A 21,073-nucleotide genomic window follows, 5' to 3' on the forward strand; every position below is an offset into this window, starting at 1 on the left:
ATAATAATGGCAAAATTATAATCAAACAACTGATAATCATACTTACTAAACATTTGACAAAACAAATGGTATAAAGATGATAATTTAAAGTCAGAAGATAATGATCGGTCTTTAGTTGTTTTTCATATATTAACACATTTAAACTGATGATGATAATAAAAGGAACGATCAGATATTTGATCAAATGATTATAAACATCATAAATAAACAAAGCACCATTATGATCATCAGGATCTAATTGATATTTTAAATGATAATTACGATAATCGATATTGGTTTGATAATCATAATCAAGATCACTAGGACATCCTTGATTTAAAAGATCAATTTGGTTATATGCCTGATATATTTCAACATAATTATCACTATTAACAATATCTAAATACAAATTTTTAGCTTCCTGTGATAATTGTTGCTCATAAACAACTTGTAAGGCTAATTGTTGCTGCTTTATTACATAATTACGGGGTGATAGATAATCAACAATCAATGCCACCATTAAAATTATCATCATTATGATTAACATCACTAGATAAAGATAATTTTCTTTAGTTTTTATTAATTCAAATTTAATCAATTCTTTCATATTTTAAAATACCGCCATCGACCAACAATCACCGAAACTATTATCAATAATAAACAATATGATCCATAACCAAACCAGCCATCCCCATAAGTAACAAGTGCATGACCATTATCAAAAACCAATGGAATAATATGACTATAAAATAAATAATCCAACTGATAAAAATAAACCACTGGAACTAAAGCAATAACAAAACTAATAGTAACTGAAATCCATCTATCTTTAAATAAGCTTACTAGCAATAGTGAAATCAATGTATATACTCCAATATTTAACATGGTCCCTAAAGTAACTAAAATCAAATACTGCCAAAAACTAATCAAGATATGAGGCTGTTCAAAAATAAAGAGATGATTAGTCACGATTGGATAATTTAAATCACCATTACCACCTAAATAAAGACCAATAATAAAACTGAAAATAACGATCAAAAAAATAATAAAATTATTTGCTGCAAATGAAGCTATTACTTTACCAGCTATTATTTGCTTTTTTTCATATGGCAAAGTCATTAAATAATTGTAAGTTGCCGGTTTGATATGCAAGATTGAATTACTAACTAATAGTGTTATTATTGGTAAGATAAACACTAAAACCTTAGAAAACGTCAGATAACAGCTGCTAACACTATTGACACTACTTAAATAATCATAAGTATAATCTACCATATTCAATGTTTTTATCTGATGATCTAAAAGATATTGATTAAAATCAATTTGATTTAAAACATACTGTTTAGTTTCGATAATAAGATTAGACTGATAGTAATATCTATCTAAACTTAATTTATTCATTAAATACTCATCACTATCGTCATTATCAATTGCTTCAGCAATATTCATACTTATTTGCTTAACCAACTCATCACTTTGAGGATAGTTTCGATAAAAATCACTAACTATCTTCCTGGTAACCAAATCAGTTTGATAATAGATATTATTTATCATAAAAAAATTAACGAAACATCCAAACAAAATCAAACCGATAATAATTCGTCTTTGCTGGTAAATAAAAAATCTAATCAATCTTAACATCATTTATCACCTGATTGTATATTTCTTCTAGATTTAGATTATGATCATTTAAAAACTCACCAACGATTTTACCCTCTTTAATCAATAAAAAACGATCTGCCAAAGTCTCTAATTCCTTTAATAAATGGCTGGAAATCAAAATTGCTCGCCCCTGCTTTTTTTCAAATAAAAGTTGTTTTCTAAACTTCATGACATGATCAAAATCTAATCCATTAGTAGGTTCATCAAGTAAATATAATAATGGTTGATTCATAAAACAAATAGCCAATGCTAATTCTTGTTTCATCCCAATAGATAAATGAGAAATTTTACTAGTAAGATCATAATCAAGATAATCATAAGCAATTTTATAACTATTTTGGTCCAAAGAACGTAGTCGGGCATTTATTTCGATCATTTTAGAAGCAGTAAATTTAGGATAAAGCGAAGGACCCTCAATCAACACGCTCATGTTGGCTAAACATTCTTTTCGATTATTTGTTATATCTAGGTTACAGACAGCTATATTACCACTATCAATTGAAACTAGCTGACAAATTGATTTCATCAAAGTACTTTTACCACTACCATTAGGACCTAACAGACCGACTATTTCATGATCATTTATCGTAAAGCTTATATTATTTAAAACCGATTTATTATGATAACTTTTTGATAAGTTATTAACTTTTAGTATCTCCATAATTATCCCTCGTATCATATTCAATTTTATAGATTTTAATTATTTTTAATCATTATTTCATAAAGAGGAAATCGATAATAAAATCTATTAATTTAATGTATATTTATATACATACCTTCTTCTAATATATCCTTTTAGAGTATCTTCTAAAGTACTTACAACGCTTTCTTCTATTGTGTAACTATAGGTTCTATTAAAAGTAATCGTTTTATAAACAAAATTTTCATCATAAAGTTTTACATAGGGACTTTTATTATAAACTGTTTCATAACTGCTGATAACTTGTTCAATATATCCTTTAGGTTCAATTACAATATCAGATTTAGCGTATATTTTTGATGTTGGCAAAATAGTACAAACTAAGTATTATTAAAACTAAAGCAAACTTTTTTCATTTTTAATTTCACCTTTTAAACTACTGAAATTATCGTTTCCCCTTTTACGTTTCCCCTTTTAATTTTTAAATAAATACTAGCAGCCACCCTTTATTTCTAAAACAATTATAACAAATGTACTTTATTTTGTAAAGTACATTAAAAACTTGTATTATGTAGCTGTTTTTGTTATGATGTCTTAGAGGTGATTACATGAAAGAAGATCAATATACTGATTTAAATACTATCGAAAGTTATATTGAAGATGCAAATTATAGTATTAGAAAAAAACCAATTACTAATATCTATCATGCAGTTATGATTTGGTCGCTATTTATCTTTATTGGACAAATTACGGATTTTTTGATTACTTTATATCGTAATCATTACTGGCTTTATCCAAGTTTAACATATACGATTATTCAAGATGGTTTATGGATCGTAATAAATATCATTGCTGCTACGAGCTATTTTATTTATCTTCGGAAAAAGGACATTTCGCTTCGAGAACGGCATTTTCTTGCTTACTGGTCGCTAATAGTAATCTTAATTGCTTTAGTTAATATTGTTCCTTTATTTATCGGTTATGTTAATCCTCAATTCATCATTGATAACTCGAGCCATATTCCCTATAATTGGCTGATTTATACATTGGGGATTTTAATTATTTGTATCTATCGTCAAAATAAATTGTTATTATTTAGTGTAATTGTTAACTTAATTTTAATTGGATTTGTAGCTGGTATTTTGATTATAACTTATCTAGGAAATTATCGTTATTTAACTACTTTTTACTTTTCAAACATTTTTGAAATAGTTTGTAGCTATTATCTTTGGGGTTTATATATCTTGGCTTTTATGATTATAATATACTGGAGTGGTAAAAATATATCAGAGTTTTAATGATATTCCTTCAATTTTTGAATCAAAGTTAAGAATCCAGCTTTTATCCTACTTACATGTTGCTCCATTTACTTTTTCTAAACTGAAAAAAATGTGTAATTATTCTGATGGAAAAATAGTTGGTCAACTAAACGTCTTAATTAAAGAAGGATATATAACGCAAAAGAAAGAAATAGTCAATAATAAACCTCAAAGTACCTACACCATCAGTGAATTTGGCAATCAACAATTTATTGATTATATTGAATTTATAAAAAAATTAAAGTAGAATCCTTTAAAGCATTAAAAACAGCAACTTAAAAACAAGAGATTTCAAAATGATCATAAATAGATCATTATAGAAATCTCTTTTTAATCGATAATCAAAACATCAGATTTTTATTACGTTTACTCTACTAAATAATCATCTAATTTAAAAATAAAGAAAGACCTTGAATAAAGGTCTATTCTTTAGTCGAATCACGTTTAATAAACATATGTTGAACCGCAATTTCTTTAGATTCAATTTTTTCATCTTGTAGAAATTTTGTAAGTAAGCGAACTGCAAGCGCTCCCATGTCGTAGACAGGAACATTTAATGACGATAATGTTGGTTTACACATGATAGAATAACTAGTATTCAACATCCCAACAACTTCCATTTCATCAGGGATCTTAATTCCATTTTCTTGAGCAGCATTAATTACTGCTACCCCATCTTTATCATAACCACAGAAAACCAGATCATGTTTATGGGTTTTAAAATATTCGATAAAATTTGGATAAGTGTTTTCATAATGACTTGAACTAGTCAAAATTTGATCTGTAGTAAATTCTTTATTGTATTTTTTATATGTTTCCTTGATTCCTTCAATAATCTCATCACTTTTAATTAAGTTTTGTTTTGGCAAAATATAAATGATGTCATCCTTTCCGGCAGCTAGATACCGATCAACAATTTCTTCGGCTGCCTTTTTAACATCAATATAAATAGATCCGATATTTTTACCAGATATTTTTTTACCAATAACTACAATCGGTAAACCATATTTTTTTATCGATTCAATTGTTTCATCTAGGTTATCATTATTAAAAAGAACCACACCATCTACTCGAGATTTTACTAATCTTTCCGTTACATCAGCAACAGTATTTTCATCACCGATATCATCAGTAGTATACATATTAATATTGTAATCTAGATGTCGTCCGGTATCACCTATTCCACCAATCATATCTTTAACATGCGCAAATAATGATTGTGGAAAAACAATTGCAATTGTGGTTGTTTTGCTTGTTGCCAGTCCTCTAGCAATATCATTAGGTTTGAAATCCAAGCGTTCAATTACATCCAAGACTTTTTGTTTTGTTTTTTCTCGAACAACATTAGATCCATTAATTACCCGAGAAACGGTTGCAAGAGAAACACCAGCTTCTCTTGCAACATCGTAAATCGTTACTTTTTTCATTAGTCTTTTAAATCTTCAATGATAACATCGATTTCATCTTCAATGTCATCCATCGCTTCATCAAATTCATCTAATACATCAACATCTTCGTCTTGAATCTTCGTCTTGATTTCTTTTAATTTAGTGGTTACATCATTACCTACTTTAGCAACAGATTCTTTTAAATTTGCATATTCTTCACTAGATTTAACTGAAGCAGCTAATTCTTCTAATTTATTTTTTACTTCATTAACTTTATTTCCAGCATTTTGTTTAAATTCATCTGCATCAAATTCATCAATAGCTAATTTGATATCATCAATAGTTTTATTAATTAAAGCCTGAATATCTTCTTTAGTGACATTTTGAGCTTTATCATAAATATCTTTAGATTTTTCTTTAATATCCTTTCTTAACTCACTACCTTTTTTTGGAGCAACTAACATCCCAATTACAGCTCCAATACCAATTCCTGCAACTAATTTTCCTAATTTCATTTTTTAAATCACCTTTCTAAAATAATTTTCTAAAGAATCTAATAATCATGCCTAATGGACTAAATTTTGGACGCTCTGGATCAAAGAAACTAGCAATAGTTTCTACCGGTACATTTAATAAATCAAGCTTATAATTAATGTCATCCATAACTTTTTCAGCTTTATTTATCGTACTTTGAGCCATTTCAACTGTATCACCAACCTGCTTAACAGTTGTCGCAGAACGCAATAATAAAATACCAAGCGTAACTAATGCAAATGCCCCGGCTAAAATCAAAACACAATAACATATATCGATTGCAGTCATAGCATTACCTCAACTTTCTACCACCAATTATACCACAATTCTATATACTTACATAGATTTTTTTATGGTAATAACTTTTTCTTCTAATTTATAAATATCCTTACTAGACATGAATAAGAACACAACATCATCATATTGTGCTAAATCTTTTGCTGCAGCTTCATCTTCACCAATAACTTTTGCTCTTGGTAAATTTTTGGCAATGTCATAGATATCAATATCGATACCTTCTTCCTTAACAGCATTTTCTGGGAATGGACAAAAATAAGGATAATCGGCTAAATCCATTGCCTGAGCAAATTCTACAGCAAAACGAGCACCACGAGAATAACGATCAGGTTTAAAAACTGCTACGATCTTTTTACCGGGATAACGTATACGAGTAGCTTCGATAACATATTTAATTGCGGTTGGATGATGTGCATAATCATCAACATAAATATTATTACCAACTTCAGTTACCGTATAACGTCTTTTAGTTCCTTCAAAAGTTGCCAGTTTTTCTTGCATAAATTCACTCGTCATTCCTTCTAGATACCCTAGGGTAATAATTCCAAGTGAATTATATAACATATGCATACCATAGTATGGTAAATTAAAATGACCGAATAATTCTTGATGAATATAAACATCAAATGATAAACCGTCATGATTTTCGATTACATTTACTGCTCTAACATCATTATTGTCATTTAACCCAAATCTCATAACTCTTTTTTTAAAATTAATTTTCTTAATATTTGGATCATCACCCCAGACAATCACAGTATCTTTTACCTGATTAGCGAATTTTTCAAATGATTCAATATAACGTTCCAAATTTCCAAAATAATCAACATGATCTAATTCAATATTGTTGATAATTGCATATTCAGGATAATAATGTAAAAAATGATCTTGGAATTCACAAGATTCGGCAATAAAATATTTACTGTCTTTAGTAGCATAGCCAGTTCCATCACCAATTAAACATGTTGTTTTAGCAAAATCCTTAAATAGATGATAAGCCATTCCTGTAGTTGTCGTTTTTCCATGAGTACCAGCAATACTAATAGAAATAAAGTTCTCCATGAATTTTCCTAAAAATTCAAAATAACGATAACATGTTACGTTAGGATTAGCCAATGCAGCTTTAACTTCAACATTATCTTCACCAAAAGCGTTACCAATAATAACGGTATAACCATCTTTAATATTATTAGCATCAAATGAGTAAATTGGAATATTTCGTTTCTTCAATTCATCTTCAATAAAAATATATTTGTCAATATCACTACCACAAACGTCATTTCCTAATTCGTGTAGAATTTCAGCTAAAGGAGCCATCCCTGATCCTTTAATCCCTATAAAATAATACATATATTGTCACCTCACCACTTCATTTTAGCATAATTTAGATTAAAAGTATTGTTTGTAATTAAATTTTAATACTTTTTATGATATTAAAATGATTAAAAGCAATATGCTTTTAATCATTAATAACTACTAGATCCTTAGAGTAACTATTTAAAACTTTACAACCATCCTTGGTAACCAAAACCAAATCTTCGATTCTTACTCCAAATTTACCTGGAAGATAAACTCCTGGTTCAATTGAAAAAGTCATTCCTTCTTTAACTTCTAAATCAAAATTGACTGAGACATCACCATATTCATGAACATCTTTACCAATAAAATGACCTAATCGATGGTTAAATTCTTTGCCATAACCGGCAGCTGTGATAATATCACGAGCTGTTTTATCAATATCGCATAATCTAACCCCTGGTTTGATTATCGCTTCGGCTGCTTCATTAGCTTGACGTACTAAATTATAAACTTTTTTAGCTTCATCACTGACTTCCTGATAAAAAACAGTACGAGTCATATCAGAGCAATATCCTTGATAACGACATCCCATATCGATGATAACACTATCACCTGGTTTTAAAGAACTGTCATCATTTTCATGATGAGGATTAGCTCCATTGGCTCCAAAAGCAACAATAGCATCAAAACTATTTCCTTCCCCACCAAATTGTTTATAAATTTCTTCTAAATGATCAGCAATTTGTTTTTCGGTCAGACCAGTACCAACTAGTTTAATAACTTCATTCATTGCTAAATCGTTGATTTTACTAGCTTCGATCATTAATTTTTGTTCAGTTTCATCTTTGACCATTCGAACATAATCGACACATTTAGAACCATTAACGAATTTTACTACTGGTAATTTGTCCATCAAACTTAATAAGAAATTAGCGCTCCAATGTTTATCAACCCCGACTTTTTTAGCATCACTAATATATTTAGCCAAAAGCTCGGTTGCATCATCAGTGTCGCTATGCCAAGTGATATCAATTCCTAAATCATCAGCAACGAAAAATAATTTATTGAAAAAAAGCTGATGGTTACCTTGACTAGATAAAACTAAAACATACATTCTTTCACCAGGATGATTAACATAATCAATTAAATAATCGATTGAAGAAGGTTCACTGATAATCAAATAGTCTAAACCTTCTTTTTGCATATTAGCGACAACATTAGCAATTCTTTGCTTATTCATCTTTAATTACCTCGATTCCTAATTCTTCTAACTGTTCATTATCAACTTTGCTTGGTGCTTTCGACATTGGACATACTGCACTAGCATTTTTAGGGAAAGCAATTACTTCACGAATATTTTCACTACCAGTTAAGATCATTGCTAGTCGATCCAATCCTAGGGCAAAACCACCATGAGGAGGCGTACCATATTGGAAAGCTTCAACAAACCAACCAAATTGACTGTCGATTCTTTCTTGGGTAAATCCTAAAGCTTTAAAGGCACGTTCTTGTAAATCTTGTTCATAGATTCTTTGAGAACCACCACCTAATTCAAACCCATTTAAAACAATATCATAAGCATCAGCTAAACAATGAGCTGGATCAGTATCGATTTTATCAATATCACTTTCTTTTGGTCTAGTAAATGGATGATGAACGGCATAATAACGATTAGTTTCTTCATCAAATTCAAACATTGGGAAATCAACGACCCATAAATAAGCAAATTCATTAGGATCATATAATTTCAATTCTTTTCCTAAATGATTACGTAAAGCAGCTAAAGAACTACAAACAACGTCATATTTAGCATCACTGACAAATAATAATAAATCGTCATTTTCAGCCTGCATTTTTTCTATTAAACGACTCATTTGTTCTTCATTAAAGAATTTAGCAATTGGTCCTTCAGCTTTATCATTTTTAATCTTTAACCAGGCCAATCCTTTTGCCTGATATGTTTTAACAATATCCGTTAATTTATCAATTGCTTTACGTGAAAAGTTATTTGCCTGACCTTTAACATTAATCCCTTTAACATGACCATTAGCTTCTAAAGCATTTTTAAAAACCATAAAATCAACATCTTTAACTGTTTCATTTAAATTAACTAATTCCAAACCAAATCGAATATCTGGTTTATCAATTCCATAGGTTTCCATTGCCTCATGCCAAGTCATTCGTGGAAGTGGTAATGTTAAATCGATATTTTTAACATCTTTCATTACTTTAGCTATCATCTGTTCCCCTAAAGTAATAATTTCATCAGTAGTCATAAAACTCATTTCTACGTCAACTTGCGTAAATTCAGGCTGACGGTCTAATCGTAAATCTTCATCTCTAAAACAGCGAGCAATTTGATAATATCTTTCAAAACCAGCAACCATCAATAATTGTTTAAATAATTGTGGTGATTGTGGCAAAGCATAGAAAGATCCATTATGAACTCTTGATGGTACTAAAAAATCTCTTGCTCCTTCAGGAGTCGAACGATTCAAATATGGTGTTTCAATATCAATAAAATCATGACTATCTAAAAAATTACGAATACTTTGAGTGATTTTATGACGTGTCATAATTTTTTGCTGCATAACTGGTCTTCTTAAATCTAAATAACGGTATTGCATTCTAGCATCGTCACTGGCATCAGTTTCATCAGTTGTATAAATTGGAGTAACCTTTGCTGTATTAATGATATCAATATGAGTAACTTCAATTTCAATTTCACCAGTAGGAAGATTAGGATTTTTAGAACTTCTTTCAATAACCTTACCTACAACATGTAAAACATATTCATTTTTGATTTCACGAGAAAGTTCTTCCATACTTTCGTTTAATACAATTTGAGTAATTCCATAACGATCACGTAAATCAATAAAAACTAAGGCTCCTAAGTTTCTTTTCTTAGCTACCCAACCTTTTAATTCAACTGTTTTTCCAACATCACTAATTCTTAATTCACCATTATTGTGAGTTCTATTCATGACTATGTCCCTCCATATGTTCTTCAATATATGCAACAATATTTTCAATTGGTACTACATCCTGTGTTTTTGAATGAGTACATTTAATATTTACAACTTCTTGTTCAACTTCTTTATCACCAATGATCATTGCAAAATGGCTATTTAAACGATCGACGGTTTTAAATTGAGCCTTCAATGACCGATCTTGATAATCCATGTCAACACTAAAACCATTAGCTCTTAACATTGTAGTAATTTGCATGGCTAATTCTTTAGCTGCCACTCCTAGTGGCATAACATAGACATCTAGACCATCATCTTCTTGTAATTGATCATCCATAGCAATTAATAGTCTTTCCATTCCAAAAGCAAATCCAACACCTGGTGCTTCAGGTCCACCCAATTCTTGAACCAAACCATTATAGCGGCCACCACCACCAACAGTTGAACCAGCTCCTAAACGAGGATCATCAGAAATAACTTCAAAAACAGTATGACAATAATAATCTAGACCTCTAACTAAATTTGGATCAACAACATATTCAATTTCTAATTCATCTAATAAATTACAAACTGTTTCAAAATGAGCTTTAGCTTTATCACTTAGAAAATCAATTGTTTTAGGGGCAGATGCCATTGCCGGATGTTCATGATCGACTTTACAATCTAAAATTCTTAATGGGTTAGCTTCATAACGATTTCTACAATCACTACATAAATCATTTAAATATGGTTTGAAATGAGCTTTCAAAGCTTCACGATAAGCATCATGACTTTCATTATCACCCAATGTATTAATATGCAGTTTTACTCCTTTTAATCCTAATGCTTTAACTAAAGTAACTGCCATTGTCATACACTCAACATCTAAATATGGCGATTCATAACCTATCATTTCCACCCCAAATTGATGGAATTGCCGTTGCCGACCATTTTGCGGTCTTTCATAACGAAACATTGGTCCAATATAATATAATTTACTTATTTTATCAGGATTAGCATACATTTTATGTTCCACATATGCTCGAGCCACTCCAGCTGTTCCTTCAGGACGTAAGGTAATTGAACGTCCTTTTTTATCAGCAAAAGTATACATTTCTTTAGTAACAATATCAGTGGTATCACCAACTGAACGACAGAATAAATCAGTATGTTCAAAAATTGGTGTTCTTACTTCTTTAACATTATAATTAGCACAAATTGTTCTAATCAATTGTTCTAATGTTTGCCACTTTAAACTATCCTGTGGCAAAATATCTACTGTACCTCTCGGTGCTTTATAATTCATCTTCTTTCCTCCTTAAAAATAAAAAACGTCCTTAAAATAAGGACGTCATTATCAACGCGGTACCACCTTAATTCGTGTAACAAACACGCACTCTAGTCTTAACGCAACTAACGTTTACTCCTACTACCTTTCAAAGTAACTCCTCCCAAGTGTCCCATAATCTTCTTTTAAATACTTTCACCAGCCGTATTTTCTCTAAATAAAAGAAGTGATTATTTAATCTTGTTCTTTGGATTAAAATGATTATATATAAATTTTTTATAAAATGCAACACCAACTAGTGAATAACTCGCTTAATTTCATAAATTCCCTGAATTCGATCAATATTATCAATCGCCTGTTGTAATCTAGGGGCATCTTCAACTGAAATCGTCAGCCGAATTACCGCCTTCATATCCACAATACTAGCATTTATTTTTAATATATTAATTTTCATTTGTCCTAATGCCGTCACGACATCATTTAACAAATTAGGTCGATCTAAGCCAGTAATTTCCAAATCAGCCTGGAACCTCATCGTTGTTATTGAAGCAAAATCCCAATAAACATCAATCAATCTGGCTTTGATTCCTGGCTGTTGAATATTTGGACAATCTTTTCGATGCACTTTAATTCCCTGTCCTTGAGAAACAAAGCCAATAATATCATCTCCAGGAATCGGATTACAGCATTTAGATAACTGAATCTTTAAACCATCGACTCCTTTAACTACAACACCAGAACTGCTATGCGATGATTGCATTCTTTCGTTGACTTGATTGTTTCGTTGCAGCATTTTAGAAATACTGTCAAAAAATCCGGATTTTTTAGGAACTACTCGATCTAAAACATTCATGACTGGTAAACTTTTTTTACCAATAAAATATAAAATATCATCAAAATTACGAGCGCCAAATGATCCTAAGAATGTCTTATAAGTTTCACTATCTAGATATTTCTTTTCATCTAGACCCCGTTTTTTAATTTCATCACGAAGTATCTTACGACCATCTTCAATAACATCTTTTTTAGTTTCAGCTTCTCTTTTAGCAATAAATTGTCTGATTTTATTGCGGGCACCAGCTGTCCGCACAAATTTCAACCAGTCTTCGCTAGGACCTGGTGATTGTTTATTAGTTTTAATTTCAACCACATCACCAGTTTTTAATTTGGTATCAATTGGAACCATCACATTATTTACTAAAGCCCCAACTGCTTTATGACCGACCTCCGTATGAATTCGATAAGCAAAATCGATTGGTGTTGCTCCATTTGGCAATTCAACGATCTTACCTTGTGGGGTCAAAACATAAACATTAGCTTCAAAAATATCATGCTTTAATGAATCATAGTATTCTTTAGCATCACCATCTTTAATATCGTCACTCAATGAAATAAATTCACGAAGCCATTGTAACTTCTCTCCAATTTCCTGTTGTTCCTTTTTAGAAGAATAACCCCGTCCTTCTTTATAACGCCAGTGAGCAGCAACTCCCAATTCAGCTAATTCATCCATTTCTTCAGTTCTGATCTGGATTTCAAATGTATTACCATCTTCACCAATAACTGAAGTGTGCAATGATTGATACATATTAGGTTTTGGCATAGCAATATAATCTTTAAACCGGCCAGGAATTGGACGATATTGATCATGGATCAATCCTAAAATACTATAGCAATCCATCTTATCTTTCGTAATGATTCTTAAAGCATATAAATCATATAATTCATCAAATCTTTTTTTCTTGACAAACATCTTTTTATAAATACTATAGATTGATTTTACCCGTCCTAAGATTCGATACTGATAATTATTCTCTTTCAAGATTTTTTCAACCGAAGCCATCATTTTAGCAACTGATTCTTTTCGTTCTTCCTGTTTACTAGCTAACAATTTGGAAATTTCATCATAAGCAATGGGATCTAAATAATATAAGCTTAAATCCTCAAGTTCAGTTTTAATATCATTGATCCCAAGACGATGAGCAATCGGTGTATAAACCTCTAATGTCTCACGTGAGATTTTCTTTTGTTTTGTTGGGGACATATACTGTAAAGTCCGCATGTTATGCAAACGATCAGCAAATTTAATTAAAATAACCCGAATATCTTTAGCCATGGCAATGTAAATCTTACGATGATTTTCAGCATAGACATCAGCCTCATCTTTAAATGGCATCTTACCAATTTTAGTAACCCCTTCTACTAAACTGGTAATTTCTTCTCCAAAAAGAGATACCATTTCGTCATGTCCGACACCACAATCTTCCATGACATCATGCAGTAGACCGGCAGCAATCGTCATTGGTCCCGTTTGTAATGTTGCAAGAATATAAGCCACCCAGATCAAATGATTAGTGTACGGTTCACCACTTTTACGTTTTTGATCTGCATGTTTTTCCATAATATAATCATAAGCCCGATTGATTAGATCGATGTCTTCCTGTTTAGTAATATACGTTTTACATACCTCAAATACATCATCAATAGTTACAGTGTCCCCAGCACCTTTATATTCTGCCATTTAATTCACCCCCTATTATTAAAAAAGAGAGTATCTCTCTTTTTAATACTTCAACATTGATAAAACATTATAACCTTCTAACTTTTTACGACCTTCTAATGCTTCCAATTCAATTAAAAAGCCGATTCCAACTACCTTTCCTTGTAGCCTTTCAATTAGTTTGATAGTAGCCTCAACCGTTCCACCAGTTGCCAGTAAATCATCAATAATGATAACATTTTGTCCTGGTTTGATACTATCGGCATGAATGAATACTTCATTTGTTCCATATTCTAAATCATATTCTTCACTGATAGTTTCTCGTGGTAATTTACCGGGTTTTCTAACCGGTACAAAACCAGCATTTAGACTATATGCAACGGGGCAGCCAAATAAAAATCCCCGTGCTTCAGGACCAGCAACTATATCAACATTTAAGTCCTTAGCCCAGACTACAAAACGATCAATTGCTTCTTTATAAGCATCTTTATCTTGCAATAAAGGTGTAACATCACGAAATAAAACACCTGGTTCTGGAAAGTCCTGAATATCAGCAATGTATTTTGATAAATCCATTTTCATTCCTCCATAATTATCTTTTATGATATATCAATTATATCACTTTTACTTGACAATGAAAACATTTATGTTCTATCGCCGGTTTGTTATAATTTAAAGAAATGATATCTAAAAATATTTTTATTTAAAAAAGATATCTACGATCACTGATCATAGATATCTTCAATAATGAAATTAACTGATTCAACTTGATTAAAAACATTAATACTAAATTTGCCAACAGCTCTGATTGTTGTAACATCTTTGAGTTTATCATATAATTCACCACGATTAAAAAACAAAGCCTGACCGCGTGTTCCTGGCAAATCCAAATCAAATCTTATATGTTTTCCATTAGATAATGGAATAACTCTTCTAACTGGTAAATTGGCAACAAAGAAAGACATTTCTTCATTTTCCTTACCTAATGGTTCTAATAATTGTAATTGTTTAACACTATTAAGATTTATTTCCTTACTAGTTACCGCTAATGCAACCTTTGGTGGTTCCTGGTAATTTTCTAGTAAAGTTTGTAAGTAGTCATCAAGCATCTTTTTTAATATTTCAAGATTATCAGGTACAACACTAAAACCTCCAGCCATTTCATGACCACCATAGTTTTCTAAAGTACCGGAAACTTGTTCAAAAATTTGATTTAAAGGAGCTCCGGCAATTCCACGAGCACTTCCTTTATATAATTTTTTTTCATCATCATAAGTCATTACAAAACTAGGTCGATTAAATTGATGCGTATATTTTCCAGCCACCAGACCAATCAACCCCTCATGAATATTATTTTGATAACTAAATAAATAAGGAGCACTTTCATCATAATTATCTAACACCTGTTTATATTGTTGGGTGGTCAGATTTTGCCGTTTAGTATTAATAATTTCAGCTTTTTGACTTAATAGTGTCAAAAACTCGATCGGAGCGTCCTGACGAAAATATTTTACCAAATGATTAGGGCTAACTATTTCACTTAATCGTCCAAATGAATTAATCTTTGGAGCAATCACATAACTAATTTTAGTAACATCATAAGTCGGATTATTTCCTAATAATAATTCTAATTGAGGATATTTATTTTGTTTCATAAACAATAAAGCTCGTTTTACTAAAGCTCGGTTTTCATCTAATAGTGGCATCATATCAGAGATAGTTGTAATAGCAGCTAAACAAAATAAATATTGATCATGTTTGTTTAACAAAGCACTAGCAAGTTTATAGGCAACAAATCCGCCTGATATTTCTTTAAAAGGATAATCAGGTGAAATTTTAGTATGAATAATTGAAAAAGCATCCGGCAATTCTTCATCATAGTCATGATGATCAGTAACAATTACATCCACACCTAATTCATTAGCCCGCTCGATTGCTTCATATGCCTTAATTCCATTATCAACAGTAATTATCAAACTATAGCCTCGGCTAGCAATTTGTTCAACTCGATTGGTATTCAAACCATAACCATCACTGTGGCGATTTGGAATATGGAAACCAACTTCGATTCCCAATTGTCTAAAAGCATCAACTAAAATAGCGGTAGCTAAAATTCCATCGCAATCATAATCACCATAAATACAGATTTTTTCTTTATTTTCAATTGCCTCATTAATTCTTTCAAGTGTTATTTCCGCTTCAGAAAACAAAGAAAAATCATGATAAATTAACCGATTAGATAACATTTTTTCCACATCTTGATGCGAATATTGCTTATAAGCAAATATTTTAGCTAACAAAGAATTTATTTGATATTCCTGCATATAAATAGTGTAGTCCAAATCATCAATTATTTGCCAATTCATAGAAACTCCTTTCAAAAAAAATAGTTGCCTGGCAACTATTTGGAAATAAAATCAGAAAAATCATTTATTGTCAAATGAGATGCTTCTTTAACTACTTGTAAACTTAAATAGTCAAATAGCTCTGAGATGTTTAAATTCATAATATCATCAATAATTTCACACATTGGAACTGAATCACGTTGTTTCCATTTACATTCAAACAGATATTCTTTGATCTGTTTTTCTGAAATGTTATGAACATCATGTTGTTTGAGTTCCCGGGCTTTTAATTTAATTAAAAAATTCAGGTCTTTTTTATTGAATTTAAAATCTTTACCCATTTTCATTATCAGCCCTCCCGTTTTTAAAAGTCACTCGTATATTATATGACAAATTTCAACTAAAAGGAAGTGCTTTATGAAAAGAAAACTAATAAATTCTTTTATTATTCTTTCAGCCAGCTCTGCAATCGCCAAAATCTTTAGTATTGCCAATCGTATGATTCTAGCCCGTCAGCTAAGTAATGAAGCTATGGCTCTTTATTTTTTAGTAATGCCCACCGTTTCTTTATGCATTACATTAGGACAGCTAGGAATCCCTTCTGCTGTTTTTCGTTTAATTGCTAATCCGAAATATAATAATAAAAAAATCATCATTTCAGCTTTGACAATTAGTCTTTTTGCCTGTTTGATCGTAATGAGCACGCTATTGTTTTCTAGTCGATTTATCAGTCATAGCTTACTAAAAAATGATGAAGCGTTTTATCCGCTGTTATCTTTAATTCTATTTATTCCTTTGGTTGGTATTAGTGGCATTATTAAAAATTATTTTTTAGCCAAACAAAACGTTTTTTTAGTTGCTAAAGCCGGATTTATTGAAGAGGCCAGTCGCTTAACTTTTAGTTTTTTGATGATTAATTATTTTTCCTCATTGACCGATACTTATTTAGTCACTATTGCCATGCTTTCAATGTCGATTGGTGAAATGGCTTCAATTATGTATTTATTAACGCGAATCAATAAACGTCAAATATTAACTTTATCTAAAGATGAAATTTATCAACATCTCCAGATCAGGGATATGTTAGATATTGCTATGCCTTTAACTGGTTCAAGATTATATCAGTGTTTAATTAGTTTTTTAGAACCCATTGTATTAGTTTATGTTCTTACCAAAGTGGGATTAGACCAGGCAACTATTCATAATCAATATGCGATTATCAGTGGCTATGTTATTTCTCTTTTAGTTACGCCTACTTTTTTTAATAATGTTATTTATCGATTGATCTTGCCAATTATTACTAATGATGTTGTTTATCATCATATTAAAGCTGCCCGTTATCATTTATTAATGGCTTCAATTGGCAGTGTTTTAATTAGTGTTCCTTTTACATTAATGTTTTATTTTTTTCCAGAAGTTTGTTTACAATTTTTATATAATACTAGCGAGGGTGCTAACTATCTACAATATATGGCTATTCCTTTTACAATTTATTATTTAGGAACCCCTCTTAGTGCACTATTACAAGCATTGAATAAAAATAAAATAATGTTTATTATTAGTATCGTTCAATGTTCTATCGAATTAATCTTAGTTGTTTTTCTAAGTCCTTATTTAAACGCTTTTAGCATTGCCGTCAGTACGCTGATTGGAATTATTTTTTCAATTGTTGCTTCAATGATAGTCTGCTTCAAATACTTATTTATCACTAATAAATAATGCATATATTTGGCAAGATTAGGAAATCTTGGTATAATTTAAACGTTAGTCGAGGTGAGAAAATGAATAATGATGAACTATTAAAAGAACTGGAAGAATATTTTAACCAGCATAATCAAAATATTCCCGATTCCTTTAAACAATTAATTAATGAAGGAATTAATACTTACAAACAAGATGGTACTAAATTAAATCTGGTTGCCAAACCAAAATATTCAAACTTTGGAAACTTTTTAGGATATGATATTAATTTAGCTGTAATCAATAATTTTATAACTGATTTAAAGCCTGATGAATTTATTTTAGCAGAAATTTATGACTGGCAGTCTTTCTTTGACCAGCCAGCTAAATTGATTAGTGAATTGGTTACAAAATACTACCCTGATCAAGATAATAACCAAATGCAGACTATTACCGATCAATTAGTTGAATGGGCGCAAAATAAAAATTATTATGATGAATATGCCTACACTTTAATGTGTAAACGAATCAATGATAACTTAGATTTTCGTTTAGCTCGCAATTTTGAACGAAGTGATGAAATTAATTCATTGAAATTACGCTATAATAATCAAGTAGTGATGAATTTTGGCGTTTATTTTGATCTAGAATAATAAAAGCACTCAACCGAGTGCTTTTTCTTGTTGGTGAAGCCAATTTGAAAATAATTGTAAACCAGCTTTTATATCTTCAGTTTTATTAGCAAAGCCAAAACGTAGATGATATTCCTGATCAAAACAAGCACCAGGTACAAAAAAAACACCGGTATCTTGCTGTAATTTAACACATAATTCTTTTGATTTTATTGGTAAATGATAATGTAAAAAAGCTATCGTTCCCGCTTCAGGAATTACACAATCAACTAATGGTTCCTTTTTTAACCATTCAATTAAAATTTGTCGATTAGCACTAATCATTGCATTGCTGCGTTTAATGATCTGGTCATAGTTTTTTAATACAATAGAACCAAGATAATCGCTTATATAACCAGTCGAAATAATATGATAATCGCGACGATCATTGATTAAATCTATAATTTTCTTATCTGCTTTGATCCATCCTAATCGCAAACCAGCAAATGAAGTTACTTTAGAAAGTGAAGCAGTACTAATTCCTAGTGAATATAAATCACTGATTGATACTTCATCATGCCCTAAGCCCTGATAAACTTCATCACAAAAAATATAAATATTTTGTTTTTTGGCTATGGCTATTAATTTTTCTAAAAATTCTTTCGAATATTTAGTACTGGTTGGATTATTCGGATTTACTAAACAGATCATTTTAGTATTTTCATTAATTGCCTGTTTAAATTCCTCTAAATCAGGCAACCAACTATTTTCTTCTTTTAAAGGAATCAAAGTTGTGCTAACGCCTAAAGATTCGGGAAAGGAATAAAATTGCTGATAGGTTGGAACAACTGTAATTAAATGATCACCTGGTTTCAATAAACTAATTGAAACCAATTCATTGGCATTGATACAACCTTGTGCAATTGCAATATTATCTTCATTTCCAGTTTGGTATAACTTGCAAATCTGTTTTTTTAATTCTAAACTTCCCGTTATCGGTCCATAATCTAGTTTAGTTGTTAAAAGATTGTGCATTACTTCTTCTTGATTTCCATTTATTTCTAATAAATCCGCAATGCTCATTGATGCCACACAGGTTTCAGCTAGATTATAACGATATTCTTTTTCATGTTCTGTCATCCACAATTCAACATCAAATAAATCAATCTTCACTAGTACATCACCTTACCTAAAAAGTCAATTGCTCGCTTAGTTTTTGGATGAGCAAAGAACTCTTTAGATGGAGCCTCTTCTATAATTTTACCTTCTTCTAAAAATACTACTCGATCCCCTACATTTCTAGCAAAGCCCATCTCATGAGTTACAACGACCATCGTCATTCCTTCTTGAGCTAGTTCTTGCATTACTTCTAAAACCTCAATAACCATTTCTGGATCTAAGGCACTAGTAGGTTCATCAAATAACATTACTTCAGGATTCATACATAATGACCGAGCAATGGCAACTCTTTGTTTTTGACCACCAGATAATTTATTAGGGTATTCATCTTGTTTATCTAATAAACCAACTCGATCTAAGTATTTTTGCGCAATTTCGATTGCTTCTTTTTCATCGCGTTTTAAAACATTAGTTTGAGCCATCGTTAAGTTTTCTAATACAGTTTTATGTGGAAACAAATTAAAATGTTGAAAAACAAAGCCCATTTTTCTTAGTAATTGATTATAATTAGGATTTGATTCAGTATATTCTTGACCATCAATATAAATTTTTCCTAATTCTGGTTTTTCAAGTCCGATGATACATCTTAGTACCGTACTTTTTCCAGAACCAGAAGGACCAATTAAAGAAACAATTTCTCCCTTTTTGATTTCCAATGATACGTCATCAACAGCAACCAAATCATTAAATTTTTTAGTTATATGTTCTACTTTAATCACTGACAGCCAACTTCCTTTCTACATAACGTCCTAAATATGAAATACTAATAGTCATTACTAAATACATTACCGCTGCTAAACAGTATGGTGACATCGCATCAAAATATTGTGTTCCTAAAACCTGAGCTGAACGTAATAATTCTACAGCACCAATACAGCTGATTAATGATGAATCTTTAATTAAAGTAATAAATTCAGAAATCATTGGTGGTACAATTCTTTTAAAAGCTTGTGGTAAAATAACTAACTGCATTGTTTGTCTTTTAGTAAACCCTAGTGTTTGACAAGCTTCCCATTGACCTTTATCAACACCGTTGATTCCACTTCTAATTAATTCGGTTGAATAAGCACCACTATTAATACTCATGGCAATAACCCCAATAACATAAGTATTAATTCTTAAAACATCACCTGTAAAAGCCGTGTAAATTGATGGAACCACTGAAAATAATAACAAAATCTGTAATAACATCGGCGTTCCTCGAATAATTTCAACATAAACATTACCAATAATTCTTAAAATACGATATTTTGACCGTTTGGCAGTAGCGCCTAAAATACCAAATATAATTCCGATAAAAAGGGACAGGGCCGCTATAATTAGCGAAACCACTGCTCCTTGTAATAAATAGATTAAATTTTCTGGGGTAAATACTTTTTCAAATGCAACAAACATTATTGTCTC

Annotated in this window: 22 protein-coding genes and 1 other annotated feature; of the genes, 4 read left to right on the forward strand and 18 right to left on the reverse strand. The window is 30.7% G+C overall.

What is annotated here, in order from left to right; genetic code table 11:
* From Q0K54_RS06845 to Q0K54_RS06860, 4 genes are all read right to left on the reverse strand, one after another.
* Positions 1–586: hypothetical protein (locus Q0K54_RS06845; protein WP_294579468.1), on the reverse strand; the 586-nt coding region annotated here is incomplete at its 3' end.
* Positions 583–1,620 carry an ABC transporter permease gene (locus Q0K54_RS06850; RefSeq protein WP_294579471.1) on the reverse strand — a complete coding sequence of 346 codons (1,038 nt, stop codon included), beginning with the start codon at positions 1,618–1,620 and terminating at the stop codon, positions 583–585. The genes Q0K54_RS06845 and Q0K54_RS06850, both read right to left, overlap by 4 nt.
* Positions 1,604–2,302: an ABC transporter ATP-binding protein gene (locus Q0K54_RS06855; RefSeq protein ID WP_294579473.1), complete on the reverse strand. Its 699-nt coding sequence runs from the start codon at positions 2,300–2,302 to the stop codon at positions 1,604–1,606. Before Q0K54_RS06855 ends, Q0K54_RS06850 begins: the two co-directional genes overlap by 17 nt.
* Before the next feature lie 87 nt (positions 2,303–2,389).
* Complete coding sequence (locus Q0K54_RS06860) at positions 2,390–2,650, reverse strand: hypothetical protein (RefSeq protein ID WP_294579476.1); 261 nt, start codon at positions 2,648–2,650, stop codon at positions 2,390–2,392.
* 239 nt (positions 2,651–2,889) lie between these two features.
* Here Q0K54_RS06860 and Q0K54_RS06865 point away from each other — a divergent pair, with 239 nt between their 5' ends.
* Complete coding sequence (locus tag Q0K54_RS06865; RefSeq protein WP_294579479.1) at positions 2,890–3,579, forward strand: hypothetical protein; 690 nt, start codon at positions 2,890–2,892, stop codon at positions 3,577–3,579.
* Complete coding sequence (locus tag Q0K54_RS06870) at positions 3,554–3,847, forward strand: transcriptional regulator (RefSeq protein WP_294579482.1); 294 nt, start codon at positions 3,554–3,556, stop codon at positions 3,845–3,847. Before Q0K54_RS06865 ends, Q0K54_RS06870 begins: the two co-directional genes overlap by 26 nt.
* Before the next feature lie 175 nt (positions 3,848–4,022).
* On the opposite strand, the gene Q0K54_RS06875 is transcribed toward Q0K54_RS06870, so the two are convergent.
* From Q0K54_RS06875 to Q0K54_RS06925, 11 genes are all read right to left on the reverse strand, one after another.
* Positions 4,023–5,027 carry a LacI family DNA-binding transcriptional regulator gene (locus Q0K54_RS06875; RefSeq protein WP_294579485.1) on the reverse strand — a complete coding sequence of 335 codons (1,005 nt, stop codon included), beginning with the start codon at positions 5,025–5,027 and terminating at the stop codon, positions 4,023–4,025.
* The gene (locus tag Q0K54_RS06880; protein ID WP_294579488.1) at positions 5,027–5,503 is read right to left on the reverse strand and encodes a YtxH domain-containing protein; all 477 of its coding nucleotides are present in this window, start codon (positions 5,501–5,503) and stop codon (positions 5,027–5,029) included. The genes Q0K54_RS06875 and Q0K54_RS06880 overlap by 1 nt, the downstream gene beginning before the upstream one ends.
* A gap of 16 nt (positions 5,504–5,519) precedes the next feature.
* Entirely contained in the window at positions 5,520–5,810 is a 291-nt protein-coding gene (locus Q0K54_RS06885) for a DUF948 domain-containing protein (RefSeq protein WP_294579492.1), read from the reverse strand.
* A 48-nt stretch (positions 5,811–5,858) separates the two neighbouring features.
* Entirely contained in the window at positions 5,859–7,169 is a 1,311-nt protein-coding gene (gene murC, locus Q0K54_RS06890) for a UDP-N-acetylmuramate--L-alanine ligase (RefSeq protein ID WP_294579495.1), read from the reverse strand.
* Between the two features lie 109 nt (positions 7,170–7,278).
* Positions 7,279–8,358: a Xaa-Pro peptidase family protein gene (locus tag Q0K54_RS06895; RefSeq protein WP_294579498.1), complete on the reverse strand. Its 1,080-nt coding sequence runs from the start codon at positions 8,356–8,358 to the stop codon at positions 7,279–7,281.
* Positions 8,351–10,102 (reverse strand): aspartate--tRNA ligase, encoded by a 1,752-nt coding sequence (gene aspS / locus Q0K54_RS06900; protein WP_294579501.1) that lies wholly within the window; start codon positions 10,100–10,102, stop codon positions 8,351–8,353. Before aspS ends, Q0K54_RS06895 begins: the two co-directional genes overlap by 8 nt.
* Entirely contained in the window at positions 10,095–11,372 is a 1,278-nt protein-coding gene (gene hisS, locus Q0K54_RS06905) for a histidine--tRNA ligase (protein ID WP_294579503.1), read from the reverse strand. Before hisS ends, aspS begins: the two co-directional genes overlap by 8 nt.
* A 35-nt stretch (positions 11,373–11,407) precedes the next feature.
* Positions 11,408–11,611: a binding site (T-box leader), on the reverse strand.
* A gap of 38 nt (positions 11,612–11,649) precedes the next feature.
* Positions 11,650–13,875, reverse strand: a complete 2,226-nt coding sequence (locus Q0K54_RS06910; RefSeq protein ID WP_294579504.1) for a bifunctional (p)ppGpp synthetase/guanosine-3',5'-bis(diphosphate) 3'-pyrophosphohydrolase — start codon at positions 13,873–13,875, stop codon at positions 11,650–11,652.
* 42 nt (positions 13,876–13,917) lie between these two features.
* Positions 13,918–14,430 carry an adenine phosphoribosyltransferase gene (locus Q0K54_RS06915; protein WP_294579505.1) on the reverse strand — a complete coding sequence of 171 codons (513 nt, stop codon included), beginning with the start codon at positions 14,428–14,430 and terminating at the stop codon, positions 13,918–13,920.
* Between the two features lie 146 nt (positions 14,431–14,576).
* The gene (gene recJ, locus Q0K54_RS06920) at positions 14,577–16,220 is read right to left on the reverse strand and encodes a single-stranded-DNA-specific exonuclease RecJ (protein ID WP_294579507.1); all 1,644 of its coding nucleotides are present in this window, start codon (positions 16,218–16,220) and stop codon (positions 14,577–14,579) included.
* A 35-nt stretch (positions 16,221–16,255) separates the two neighbouring features.
* Positions 16,256–16,546, reverse strand: coding sequence for a post-transcriptional regulator (locus Q0K54_RS06925; RefSeq protein WP_294579510.1), 291 nt, complete (start codon positions 16,544–16,546; stop codon positions 16,256–16,258).
* Between the two features lie 70 nt (positions 16,547–16,616).
* Here Q0K54_RS06925 and Q0K54_RS06930 point away from each other — a divergent pair, with 70 nt between their 5' ends.
* Both Q0K54_RS06930 and Q0K54_RS06935 read left to right on the forward strand, forming a co-directional pair.
* Positions 16,617–17,918, forward strand: coding sequence for an oligosaccharide flippase family protein (locus tag Q0K54_RS06930; RefSeq protein ID WP_294579513.1), 1,302 nt, complete (start codon positions 16,617–16,619; stop codon positions 17,916–17,918).
* 62 nt (positions 17,919–17,980) lie between these two features.
* Positions 17,981–18,532, forward strand: a complete 552-nt coding sequence (locus Q0K54_RS06935) for a hypothetical protein (protein ID WP_294579516.1) — start codon at positions 17,981–17,983, stop codon at positions 18,530–18,532.
* A gap of 9 nt (positions 18,533–18,541) precedes the next feature.
* On the opposite strand, the gene Q0K54_RS06940 is transcribed toward Q0K54_RS06935, so the two are convergent.
* The 3 genes from Q0K54_RS06940 to Q0K54_RS06950 are packed head-to-tail and all read right to left on the reverse strand — an operon-like array spanning position 18,542 to position 21,064.
* Positions 18,542–19,663 carry an aminotransferase class I/II-fold pyridoxal phosphate-dependent enzyme gene (locus tag Q0K54_RS06940; RefSeq protein WP_294579518.1) on the reverse strand — a complete coding sequence of 374 codons (1,122 nt, stop codon included), beginning with the start codon at positions 19,661–19,663 and terminating at the stop codon, positions 18,542–18,544.
* A complete protein-coding gene (locus tag Q0K54_RS06945) occupies positions 19,663–20,388 on the reverse strand; it encodes an amino acid ABC transporter ATP-binding protein (RefSeq protein ID WP_294579520.1) in 726 nt (241 codons plus the stop codon). Before Q0K54_RS06945 ends, Q0K54_RS06940 begins: the two co-directional genes overlap by 1 nt.
* On the reverse strand, positions 20,381–21,064 hold the full coding sequence (locus Q0K54_RS06950; RefSeq protein WP_294579522.1) for an amino acid ABC transporter permease: 684 nt from the start codon (positions 21,062–21,064) through the stop codon (positions 20,381–20,383). Before Q0K54_RS06950 ends, Q0K54_RS06945 begins: the two co-directional genes overlap by 8 nt.
* Positions 21,065–21,073 lie beyond the last annotated feature (9 nt).

This window comes from uncultured Thomasclavelia sp. (assembly GCF_944324745.1).
GTDB lineage: Bacteria > Bacillota_I > Bacilli_A > Erysipelotrichales > Coprobacillaceae > Thomasclavelia.

Bases quoted from the DNA above. Each gene is read 5' to 3' on its own strand.
- Q0K54_RS06885 (WP_294579492.1), bottom strand. From the start codon at position 5,810: ATGACTGCAATCGATATATGTTATTGTGTTTTGATTTTAGCCGGGGCA.
- Q0K54_RS06880 (WP_294579488.1), bottom strand. From the start codon at position 5,503: ATGAAATTAGGAAAATTAGTTGCAGGAATTGGTATTGGAGCTGTAATT.
- recJ (WP_294579507.1), bottom strand. From the start codon at position 16,220: ATGAATTGGCAAATAATTGATGATTTGGACTACACTATTTATATGCAG.
- Q0K54_RS06865 (WP_294579479.1), top strand. From the start codon at position 2,890: ATGAAAGAAGATCAATATACTGATTTAAATACTATCGAAAGTTATATT.
- Q0K54_RS06895 (WP_294579498.1), bottom strand. From the start codon at position 8,358: ATGAATAAGCAAAGAATTGCTAATGTTGTCGCTAATATGCAAAAAGAA.
- Q0K54_RS06850 (WP_294579471.1), bottom strand. From the start codon at position 1,620: ATGTTAAGATTGATTAGATTTTTTATTTACCAGCAAAGACGAATTATT.
- Q0K54_RS06915 (WP_294579505.1), bottom strand. From the start codon at position 14,430: ATGGATTTATCAAAATACATTGCTGATATTCAGGACTTTCCAGAACCA.
- Q0K54_RS06930 (WP_294579513.1), top strand. From the start codon at position 16,617: ATGAAAAGAAAACTAATAAATTCTTTTATTATTCTTTCAGCCAGCTCT.
- Q0K54_RS06910 (WP_294579504.1), bottom strand. From the start codon at position 13,875: ATGGCAGAATATAAAGGTGCTGGGGACACTGTAACTATTGATGATGTA.
- aspS (WP_294579501.1), bottom strand. From the start codon at position 10,102: ATGAATAGAACTCACAATAATGGTGAATTAAGAATTAGTGATGTTGGA.
- Q0K54_RS06855 (WP_294579473.1), bottom strand. From the start codon at position 2,302: ATGGAGATACTAAAAGTTAATAACTTATCAAAAAGTTATCATAATAAA.
- Q0K54_RS06925 (WP_294579510.1), bottom strand. From the start codon at position 16,546: ATGAAAATGGGTAAAGATTTTAAATTCAATAAAAAAGACCTGAATTTT.
- Q0K54_RS06935 (WP_294579516.1), top strand. From the start codon at position 17,981: ATGAATAATGATGAACTATTAAAAGAACTGGAAGAATATTTTAACCAG.
- hisS (WP_294579503.1), bottom strand. From the start codon at position 11,372: ATGAATTATAAAGCACCGAGAGGTACAGTAGATATTTTGCCACAGGAT.
- murC (WP_294579495.1), bottom strand. From the start codon at position 7,169: ATGTATTATTTTATAGGGATTAAAGGATCAGGGATGGCTCCTTTAGCT.
- Q0K54_RS06950 (WP_294579522.1), bottom strand. From the start codon at position 21,064: ATGTTTGTTGCATTTGAAAAAGTATTTACCCCAGAAAATTTAATCTAT.
- Q0K54_RS06875 (WP_294579485.1), bottom strand. From the start codon at position 5,027: ATGAAAAAAGTAACGATTTACGATGTTGCAAGAGAAGCTGGTGTTTCT.